We start from the raw sequence: 9,983 nt of genomic DNA, 5'->3' as shown, positions 1-9,983 counted from the left end.
GGTGACCTGGTACGGAGCCAGTGACCTGGTGGGGAGCGAATGACTTGGCACGAGGCCGGTGGCTTGGTGCGAGGCCGGCGTGCCTGGTGGGACGGGTGACCTGGCCCGGCCCGTTGGGTGGGTACGGAGCAGGTCCCCCGGCACGGAGCCAGTCGGCCGACCCACCACCCCCGGCAAAAACAGTTCCCACCCAACCCCCACCACCCGGCATGATGACCGGATGACCGCCCCCACCCCGATCGACCTCGACACCTGGCCGCGCCGACAGCACTTCGAGCACTACCGCCGGCGCGTTCCCTGCACGTACTCGATAACGGTGGAGGTGGACGTCACCGCACTCGCCGCGGCGCTGCGCCGGTCGCGGCGCAAGTCCTACCTCGCGCAGGTCTGGGCACTCGCCACGGTCGTCAACCGGCATGACGAGTTCAGGATGTGCCTCACCCCGACGGGCGAACCGGCCGTCTGGCCCGTCGTCCATCCCGCCTTCACGGTGTTCAACCCGGAGCGCGAAACGTTCGCGTGCGTGTGGTCGCCCTACGAATCCGACTTCGGCGCGTTCCACGACGCCGCCGCCCCGCTGCTCGCGGAGCACGCTCGCGCCGCCGACTTCTTCCCGCAGGACCAGCGGCCGGCCAACACCTTCGACGTGTCCAGCCTGCCCTGGGCGTCCTTCACCGGCTTCAACCTCAACATCGGCGACGGCTGGGACCACCTCGCGCCCATCTTCACGCTCGGCCGCTACACGGAGCGGGACGGCCGGGTCCTGCTGCCCCTCGCCGTGCAGGTGCACCATGCCGCCGCGGACGGTTTCCACTCCGCACGGCTCGTCAACGAGCTCCAGGAACTCGTCGCGGACCCGACGTGGCTGGCGTAACGCCCCACGACAGGGCCCCGGGCCCGGGCTTCGAGTCCGGGCCCTCAAGTCCACTTCCTACGACCGGAGTCCGCCGAACGCCCGCCGGGTGAAGGGCGTCAGCCCGTACCGCCCGCGCAGCTCTTCGAGGCCGCGCAGGGCGGGCGGGCCGCAGCACCTCCGCTCCACCTCCCCGGTGCGACCGGAGCGCGCAATCAGGCACCGGACGCGCCCGTTCCGGGGTCGGTGGCCCTCCGGATTCGGCCACCCCGGACACCAGCGCCCACCAGGCGGTCCGGTCGTACATGCCGAAGTAGCCGTTAGCCCCCGGCCCGGACTCCGAGCGAGCTCGCTGGATGCGCCCCCAGGTCGAGAAGGCCACTGTGTTCGATCCGGGAGACCTGGGTGACGGCCCCGCGTGTAATAGCCCGCAGCACCATCGGCCTTATGAACCCCATCCGTCCCACGCCGCCGAGTTCGCATGCGGGAATTATCGAAAGAACGCCCGAAGTCCCGGCTGAAATCCCCCACTCGAATCCACCCTTCCGCGCCGTCAGCATTCCGCATCAACCCGCGGGCATGCAGCAGGAGGAAGATCACGCCTGTCCCGAGGCGGGTACCGGCCGACGGCTCCCCAGACGGGCCGTCCGTCAGACCTCAACTACCGCTACTCACAGATTTTTTGACATAGCGTCAGCCACGCCTTAGCGGTGATCTCCGGCCTCGGTGGCCGTCATCGTGGACCACCGCCCAAGAAGACCGCAGCAGGCCGGAAAGGATTCACTGAATTCCAGACAACCTCAGGCTCGTCCTATTCTCGACTATTGCGCGAGGGTGTCCCGCTTCCTAACGTGGTTTACAGCTCGCGCAGTCATCTGCGCGAACCAACGGGGAAGGGGGCATCGGTGAACGTCGTCTCCGGACGTGCACTGAGATGCGGACGGTCGGCCGTTCCAGCCGTCCGCAACGCAGCCCGATTCATGGAGAACTAGGGCGGACATCACGCGCCTGCTCGCATTCGAGTGGGTGATCTTCCGCATGCGCGCGCCTCATACGCTTCAGTTTTTCCTCTTTGCGCGCCAGCCGGGCGGAAACGCCCCTGGCCCCACCGCGCACGGGGTGTGAAGGATCACCAACGCCGGGACCGCCTCCTGCACGGGCGTGCCCGGATCTCTCACTGGGTGTGCCCGAATCTGCCGCTGGCGTGCCCGGAACTCATGCGTGCACCGATCGACGGGGCCGCGGCCGGCGGACTGCACGAAGCCAGAGGACCGCAAGCCAGAGGACCGCACGAAGGGGGTAGCCCGATGCGTGGGCGGCAAGGGGACGTGGCAGGGCTCAGGAAGGACTTCATCTCCGACTACGACGGACTCGCCGACCAGTGGTGGGACCCGCGCGGAGCGCTGGCACCGCTGGGTTGGATCGCCCGCGCGCGCTCCGACTTCGTTCCCGCCGCCGACCACGGGCGGGCCACGCTGCTCGATGTCGCCTGCGGCGGTGGCCTGTTCGGCCCGTACGCGGTCGGCAAGGGGTACCGCACGGTCGGCGTCGACCTCTCTGAACTGTCGCTGCGCGAGGCGCTCCGGCACGGTTTCGACGAGGTCGTCCGGGCCGACGTCGCCGACCTGCCGTTCGATGGTGCCGCCTTCGACGTGGTCACCGCGGGGCAGTGCCTTGAGCACGTGCCCGACCCCTACGCGGTGGTCGCCGAGGCGTGCCGGGTGCTGCGCCCGGGCGGCACGCTCGTGGTGGACACCATCGCCGACACGAGGGTGGCCCGCTTCGTCTCCATCACCCTGGCCGAGAACGTCCCGATCGCCGGCCGCCCACCGCGCGGGACCCACGACCACCGGCTGTTCGTCAACCGGGAGCGGCTGACCCGGGTCGCCCGGGAACACGGCGTTGACCTGCGCCTCATCGGGCTGCGTCCGCGCCTGCGGGAGATGGCCGGGTACGCCGTCGGACGGCTCGACGAGGTGCGCATGGTGCGGACGCGGTCGACGGCGGTCCTCTTCCTGGGTGTGGGGACCAAGAAGTGACCCTGCAACAGGAACCCGTCCGCGGCGCCGTACGCAACTGGGTGATCGGTGCCCGGCTCAAGACGCTCCCCGTCACCTACGCGCCCCTGGCCGTCGGTCTCGCGCTCGCCCACTCCGCCGGCTCCGTCGACGGGTGGCGCGCGGCCCTGACCGTGGTCTTCGTACTCGGCTTCGTCCTCGGCACGAACTTCTTCAACGACTACAGCGACGGCATCCGTGGGGTGGACGACCACCGCGCGGGCCCGACCCGGGTGGTCGGCTCGGGGCGGGCGACACCACGCCAGGTCTTCCGGCACGGGGCGGTGTTGTACGGCATCGGTGCACTGGCCGGTGTGGCGCTGGCCGTGACGGTCTCCTGGTGGCTCCTCCCGGTGACCGTGCTGGTCGGGCTCGGCGGCTGGTTCTACACCGGAGGTCCCCGGCCGTACGGCTACCACGGCTTCGGCGAGATCAGCATCTTCTGCTACCACGGCGTCGTCTTCGTCTGCACCCCCGTCTTCGTACAGACCGGCGACGTCCCCGGGGCGGCCCTGGCCGCGTCCGTGCCCATCGGCCTGCTCGCGTGTGCGCTGCTGACCACGAACAACCTCCGCGACCTCCCCACCGACGCCGTCACCGGGAAGATCACCCTCGCGGTGCGGCTGGGCGCCGTGCGGACGCGCCGGTTCTATGTGTGCTGCGTGGTGGGCGCTTTCGTGGCCGCGCTCTCCATGGCCACCACCCGCCCCTGGACGCTGCTGGTCATCGGCGCCGTACCGGTCGCCGTCTTCCCGCTGCGCAGGGTGCTCAGCAGGGCGGGCGGTCGGGAGCTGATCCCGGCGTTGGAACACACCTGTCTGCTGCTCCTCGTCTTCGGAACGCTCCAGGCGATCGGGGTGGCGCTGTGAAGCCGAGGAGGGGAACGGTGGGACCGGACCACGAGGTGCTGGTGATCGGTGCGGGGTTCTCCGGCATCGGGACCGCCATCGGTCTCCGGCGGGCCGGCATCGACGACTTCGTCCTCGTGGAGGAGCGGGACGACGTCGGCGGCAGTTGGCACGCCAACCGGTATCCCGGCATCGCCGTGGACATCTCGGCCTTCTCCTACTCCTTCGCCTCGGACCCCTCCCCCGCCTGGTCCCGGCTGTTCCCCCCGGGCGACGAGCTGAAGGCGTACGCGGACCACTGCGTCGACAAGTACGACCTCCGACCCAAGTTGCGCCTCAACACCGCGGTGGAGCAAGCGAGTTACGACGAGAGGGCACACCTGTGGCGGGTGTCCCTGAGCGATGGGACCTGCCTTTCAGCGCGGTTCGTGGTCTGCGCCACCGGGTGGCTCACCAAGCCCAAGAGGCCCGCCATCCCCGGTCTCGACCGGTTCAAGGGTGACGTCGTCCACACCGCGGAGTGGGACCGGGCGCTGGAGGTGGACGGCCGGCGGGTGGCGGTGATCGGCACCGGCGCGTCGGGTGTGCAGGTGGTGCCGGAGATCGCCCCGCGCGTGGCGCACCTGCACATCTACCAGCGCACGCCCATCTGGCTGCTGCCCAAGCCCGACCTCCCGGTGCCGCAGGCCGTCCGCCGGATGTTCGCGACGGCCCCGTGGACCCAGCGGACCGTACGGCTGCTCACGGACGTGGCGACGGAGGTCAGCTTCGTCCTCGCCATGGTCCACTACCGCCGCTTCCCGTTCCTGGTGCGGGCGGGCGAGGCCGCGTCCAGGGTCTATCTGCGCCGGCAGGTAGGCGGGGACCCCGAGCTGATGCGCAAGCTCACGCCGTCCTACCGGGTGGGTTGCAAGCGGCCGTCGCTGGCCAAGGGTTACTGGCGCGCCTTCACGCGGGAGAACGTCGACCTCGTCACCGAACCCATCGTGGAGGTCACCGAGACCGGCATCCGCACCGCGGACGGCCAGGCGCAGGAGTTCGACGTGCTGATCCTGGCCACCGGCTTCCACGTCCTGGACAACCTGCCGCCGTTCCCGATGCACGGCAGGGGTGGCCGCGACCTCGGGGAGTTCTGGCGGACGGAGCGCTTCCAGTCGTACGAGGGCACGTCCGTCAAGGGTTATCCGAACCTGTGGTTCATCGTCGGCCCGTACTCCTTCACCGGCGGTTCGTGGTTCGGAATGATCGACTACCAGGTCACCCACGCCCTGCGCGTCATCAAGGAAGCGCGGCGCCGGCGGGCCACCGAGGCCGTCATCCGTGCCGACAAGCACGACGAATCCTTCCGCAGGACGCTGCGCCGACAGCAGCAGACGGTGTTCCTCGACCCCAGTTGCCGGGGGACGAACACCTACTACCTCGACGAACGCGGTGACGCTCCCGCCGTCCGCCCGGCCTCCACCTTCGAGGCGGCCTGGCGCGCCAGCCACTTCGACCTCGATGACTACCGGTACGAACGATGATCCCGCGTGCTGTCGACCGCTCGACGACCACTTCCCAGGGGGACGAGGCGATGCGCCTTCGTGAATTGCCAGACAGGGACCGTGCCCTGTGCGTGCTGTACGGGGCGTCCGCCCTCGTCGGTGCGGCCGTCATGGGCACGCTGGCCGTGCTGTTCGTGGTGCGCAACGCGGACGCCGGCCCCGGCGGGGTCGTCACCCACTTCCTCCGGGACGCGACCACCAATCTGGCCGCCCAGTTCATCTACGCCGATCTGGTGCTGACCTGGGCCGCGCTCGGCGCCTACATGATCGTCGAGGGGCGGAGGTTCGGCATCCGGCACGTGTGGGCGTACATCGTCGGCGCTCCACTGCTGGCCCTGATCGCCAGCTACGGCCTGTTCATGCTGGTGCGCCAGTTGAAGATCGCGGCCCTGCGCGACCCGGATGACCTGCCCGCCTCCGCGGGCGCTGCGCGGCGGGCGGCGACCGGGCGGGCGGGCCGTTGACCGCCCTGGCCGCCCCGGTCTGAGAGAGGGCGCCGACATGGCACACGCGCTCGTCTCCGGCGGTGGCATCGGCGGCCTCGCGACCGCGCTGTCCCTGGCCAGACACGGACACCGGGCCACCGTCCTCGAACGCCGGGACGCCTTCACCGAGATGGGCGCCGGCATCCAACTCGGCCCGAACGCCTTCCACGCCCTCGATCTGCTGGGGCTGAGCGACCGGGTACAGAGCCGCGCGGTGTTCATCGACGAACTGCGCTTCATGGACGGTGTCACGGGCGAGACGGTCATCACCCTGCCGCTCACCGGGCGGTACCGCGCACGGTTCAAGAACCCGTACGCCGTGGTGCAGCGCGTCGATCTGTACGAGCCGCTCCTCTCGGCCTGCCGCACGGCGGCCGGTGTCGAGTTGGTGTCCGGCGCGTCCGTCGCGTCGTACGCCCAACACCCGACAGGCGTCACGGTGCGCACGGCGGACGGCCGGACGTTCGCCGGCGACCTGCTCGTCGGGGCCGACGGCATCCGGTCCACGGTACGAGCACGGCTGGTGGGCGACGGCCCACCTAGGATCTCCGGCCACACCATCTACCGCTCGGTCATCCCCATCGAGCGGGTGCCGCCGAGGCTGCGGTGGAACGCCGTCACGCTGTGGGCGGGACCGAAGTGGCACTTCGTCCACTACGCCATCGGCAACGGCCGCTACCTCAACCTCGCCGCAACCCTGGACGACGGCGCCCGCGATCCGGTCGCCGGGCGCCGCGTGCCCCAGCAACTCGTACGACACCGCTTCCGACACCTCGGCCACAGCGCCAAGCAACTCCTCGACCTGGGCGAAGACTGGCACGAGTGGGTGCTGTGCGACCGCGATCCGGTGGCCGTCTGGTCCGACGGCCGGGTGACGCTGATGGGTGACGCGGCCCACGCCATGCTCCAGTACGCCGCCCAGGGCGCGTGCCAGGCGCTGGAGGACGCCGTCGTCCTCGGCGACGTCCTCGCGGACGCCGCCGCCGACGTGCCGCAGCGGCTGGCCGAGTTCAACGCCGTACGAAGGGAGCGGACCGCGCGCGTCCAATTGCTCGCCCGACAGATGGGCGAACAACTCTTCCACCCCACAGGCGAGGAAGCCCGGGCCCGCAACACGATGCTGCGCGCCCTCAGCGAAGACGACCTCCACGGGTACGTGGCCTGGCTGCACGGTGCGCGCGACTTCGCTGCCCGGCCGGGGAACGGCTGAGTCGTGGGCCTGGCTGGGGCCGGGGCTTGCTGGAGCCATCAAGGGGGCGGGGCACGTGCGGCCTTCCCTTGCGGCGGTCGGCGAGTTCGATGCCCGGCCCATACAAAGGGGAGGGATGAGTCAAGCCAGACGTCGCTTTCAAGACGCACCGAAGTGCGGAATGGCTCCGCCAACTACCCGCTATTTCTTGACTCTTCATTGCGATACTGCCAGCATTAGTGCGACTTGTTGACCTGATTGCCTTCGACATTAAATGTCCTATCCGTTTGACCTCGAACCCTGGCCGAGCAGAGAGGCGCTACGGGAATCACGCACTGGAGCCGGCTGACGTTACGGGTTCGCCATAAGCGGCCACCGATGAATGCCACACCTGTTGCGACGTCAGAACAGGAGACAGAAAGTCGACCAACCACCATGCCCGCCTCCTGCTACTCAAAGGACACGCCGTATGGGCCTACGCCCGCGTTGGCTTCTTATTCCCTTGATGCGTACCACTACTGCTGTTCGCTCCACCAGCACCACCTCGATGCAGGGCCGGACACGGATCCGCTGCAACGCCTTGTCACCTGCCCGAAGTCCGCTGTCCGCCAGCGCCAAGCGGCACGTCTCTCCCGCCCAAACGGCCTTGAGAAAGGGCCCGGAGACCATTTACCCGCACATGGGCCAGAACGTATCGACGGCAGAACGGCAGGGCCAACAATGAGAACTTCCCTCCGTACGATCTCGCTGGTCATCATCGGTGGAACGATGGCCGTGGGATGTGGCAACAATGCAGAATCACCGCCGGATCTCGCGCCCCAGAAAGGGCAGGTACTCGGAGCCGCCCAGGAGCAAGCGCGTCTCGCCGGCCTTTCCTCATCGGCCCACGATGCCACTGAAAGCGACCGGGCACCCCGCGCCGACTGGTCCGTGTGCTTCCAGTCGCAACAGAAAAAGTCGGTTGAGTTCGCCGCCGTCCACAAGGCCGAGCCCTGCCCGGACAAGGACGGCAACCCGGTCCCGTGGCTGAAGATGCCCAAGGTCACCGGGTTGACGGTGTCCGGCGCGCGATCAGCTCTCGCCGATGTAGAGAAATCGCTGACCAAGGGTTCCCGCCTCGTCGGCGCCCGCCCTGGCGTCAACCCATACGCGAACCCAGCCGACGGCGAACCCGATTCCTGGCTGGTCTGCTCCCAGCAGCCCGCGATCGGAACCGCCCTGGACAGCCGCTGGCAAGCCGAGGAAGAGATCGAGCTGCACGTGATACAGCCCGGCATCCCGTGTCCGTAACCGGCGAGTAGCGCACTCGCTGCCCACCGAGTGGGGGCGGGTTGTTCCCGGGCCGAGCACTCAACCGTCGGCAGGGGGCGTCGCCCCCGTCCGCCAACCCTCCCGCGCGCTACGTCACAGCGCTCCGGACGCCGAGAGCGAGGAGAACCACCGATGTGGTCCTGGCTGCCGCGCGTTTGAAGGAGGGTGTTCGCAGGGCGCAGGAGGCGCGGCGGATGAGTACGGTCCAGGCGGTGAGCCAGAGCGCGATCAGCAGGGCGTGGGCGGTGGCCAGGGTCAGGATCTGGCCACCGAAGGGCTGGCGGGGTGCGATGAACTGGGGGGCCAGGGTCAAGTAGATGGCCGCCGCCTTCGGGTTGAGGACGTTGGCCAGCAACGCCTGCGCGTAGACGGAATCCGCGCGCTTGGCCGGGCGCTGCCGGCGCGGGGTGGGTGTCGTGGCTGGGATGGGTGTCGTACGCAGGGTGGGTGTCCCGGTCGGGGTGGGTGTCGTGGTCGGGTTGGACGTCGCGGGGGGGGTGGCGGAGCGCCAGGCCCAGATGCCGAGGCCGATGAGGTAGCCGGCGCCGGCGAGCTTGACGGCGGTGAAGGCGACGCTGGAGTGCATGACCAGGGCCGACAGGCCGGCCACGGCGAGCACGGCATGGACGTACAGACCGGTGACCGTGCCGAGGACGACGGGGAGGGCCTGCCGGCGACCGCCGTCGGTGACGTGCTGGATCAGCAGGGCCAGGCTGGCGCCGGGGGTGGCGATCAGCGGAAGGACCGCCGCCAGGAACCCGGCGACAGCGTAGGGGTGGACCACGGTGCCTCCGGATCGGGCGGGTGCGGGATCAGAGCACGACGCGGTAGTGGGTAGTCAGGCGCCGTTCTTCGTCCAGGACGTGGAAGGCAAGGCCGGGCGGCTGGTCCCGGTCCGCGGCTCCTTCGCCCTCCCAGGGCATGCGCAGGGTCCAGGTGACGGCCGGTCCGACGATCAGCGGGCGGGCGGCGAAGGACGAGGTGGCCGCGGTGTGGGCGTGGCCGGTGAGGACGGCGACGACCTGCGGGTGCGCGTGGATCAACTCGGCCAGCAGGTGCGGCTCTTCGAGCCTGCCGGAGTCGGGCAGGGGGTGGTGGAGTACGACGGGCGGTTGGTGGAAGGCGATCAGCGCCGCGGCGTCCTGCGGCAACGCGGCGAGGGTGGCGTCGATCCAGCCGAGCGTCTGGGCGTCGAGGCGCCCCTCGTCGCGCCCCGGGATGGTGGAGTCGCACATCAGGACGGCGGTGCCGGCGATGTGGTGGACCTGGTTGACGGGGCCGTGGTCGGGCGCCTGGCCGAGCAGGGCCTTGCGGTAGGCCGCTCGCACGTCGTGGTTCCCGGGGCAGGTGAGTACGGGGAAGGGGGCGGCCAGTATCCGCGCCGCCTCCTCGTACTCGGCCTCCTCGCCGTGGTCGGCGATGTCCCCGGTGACCAGGAGCGCATCGACCGGGCGGGGCAGGGCCCGCAGGTAATCCATGACGCGGGTGGCGCGGCGGGTGGCCCGCTCGCTGCCGTCCAGGTGTAGGTCGCTGATCTGTGCAAGCAGCGTCATGCCGCAGTCGCCTCCCATGGCGGGCCCGGCCGCCGTCCCGTGCCGGGGCGGACGCCATCACCCACCCCGACATCTAACGGAAGTTTTTCATTTACCGTTAGGGACCCTAGGGTGTGTACGCCGATGTGATCAAGTGGCTGACG

General features: G+C 69.7%; 9 protein-coding genes. 7 read left to right on the top strand and 2 right to left on the bottom strand.

Translation table 11 applies throughout. The features are described from left to right. Positions 1-220: 220 nt before the first annotated feature. The 7 genes from catA to AAHZ94_RS03475 all read left to right on the top strand — a co-directional run bounded on the left by catA (position 221) and on the right by AAHZ94_RS03475 (position 8,266). On the top strand, positions 221-874 hold the full coding sequence (catA, locus tag AAHZ94_RS03505) for a type A chloramphenicol O-acetyltransferase (RefSeq protein WP_349990410.1): 654 nt from the start codon (positions 221-223) through the stop codon (positions 872-874). A gap of 1,307 nt (positions 875-2,181) precedes the next feature. Further along, complete coding sequence (locus AAHZ94_RS03500) at positions 2,182-2,892, top strand: methyltransferase domain-containing protein (RefSeq protein WP_349990409.1); 711 nt, start codon at positions 2,182-2,184, stop codon at positions 2,890-2,892. Continuing rightward, entirely contained in the window at positions 2,889-3,779 is an 891-nt protein-coding gene (locus AAHZ94_RS03495) for a 1,4-dihydroxy-2-naphthoate polyprenyltransferase (RefSeq protein ID WP_349990408.1), read from the top strand. Before AAHZ94_RS03500 ends, AAHZ94_RS03495 begins: the two co-directional genes overlap by 4 nt. Before the next feature lie 17 nt (positions 3,780-3,796). Then, positions 3,797-5,281: a flavin-containing monooxygenase gene (locus AAHZ94_RS03490; RefSeq protein WP_349990407.1), complete on the top strand. Its 1,485-nt coding sequence runs from the start codon at positions 3,797-3,799 to the stop codon at positions 5,279-5,281. Between the two features lie 50 nt (positions 5,282-5,331). After that, positions 5,332-5,766 (top strand): DUF2834 domain-containing protein, encoded by a 435-nt coding sequence (locus AAHZ94_RS03485; RefSeq protein ID WP_349990406.1) that lies wholly within the window; start codon positions 5,332-5,334, stop codon positions 5,764-5,766. A gap of 37 nt (positions 5,767-5,803) precedes the next feature. Beyond that, entirely contained in the window at positions 5,804-6,997 is a 1,194-nt protein-coding gene (locus AAHZ94_RS03480; protein WP_349990404.1) for a 3-hydroxybenzoate 6-monooxygenase, read from the top strand. A gap of 699 nt (positions 6,998-7,696) precedes the next feature. Further along, the gene (locus AAHZ94_RS03475) at positions 7,697-8,266 is read left to right on the top strand and encodes a hypothetical protein (protein ID WP_349990403.1); all 570 of its coding nucleotides are present in this window, start codon (positions 7,697-7,699) and stop codon (positions 8,264-8,266) included. A 109-nt stretch (positions 8,267-8,375) separates the two neighbouring features. Here AAHZ94_RS03475 and AAHZ94_RS03470 read toward each other — a convergent pair whose 3' ends face one another. Both AAHZ94_RS03470 and AAHZ94_RS03465 read right to left on the bottom strand, forming a co-directional pair. Further along, positions 8,376-9,071: a LysE family translocator gene (locus AAHZ94_RS03470; RefSeq protein WP_349990401.1), complete on the bottom strand. Its 696-nt coding sequence runs from the start codon at positions 9,069-9,071 to the stop codon at positions 8,376-8,378. Between the two features lie 28 nt (positions 9,072-9,099). Beyond that, the gene (locus tag AAHZ94_RS03465; protein WP_349990399.1) at positions 9,100-9,840 is read right to left on the bottom strand and encodes a metallophosphoesterase; all 741 of its coding nucleotides are present in this window, start codon (positions 9,838-9,840) and stop codon (positions 9,100-9,102) included. Positions 9,841-9,983: the final 143 nt, after the last annotated feature.

This window comes from Streptomyces sp. HSW2009 (assembly GCF_040240285.1).
Lineage (GTDB): Bacteria > Actinomycetota > Actinomycetes > Streptomycetales > Streptomycetaceae > Streptomyces.
Note: the sequence above shows the minus strand (reverse complement) of the source record. Positions and strands in the feature narration are given on the sequence as shown.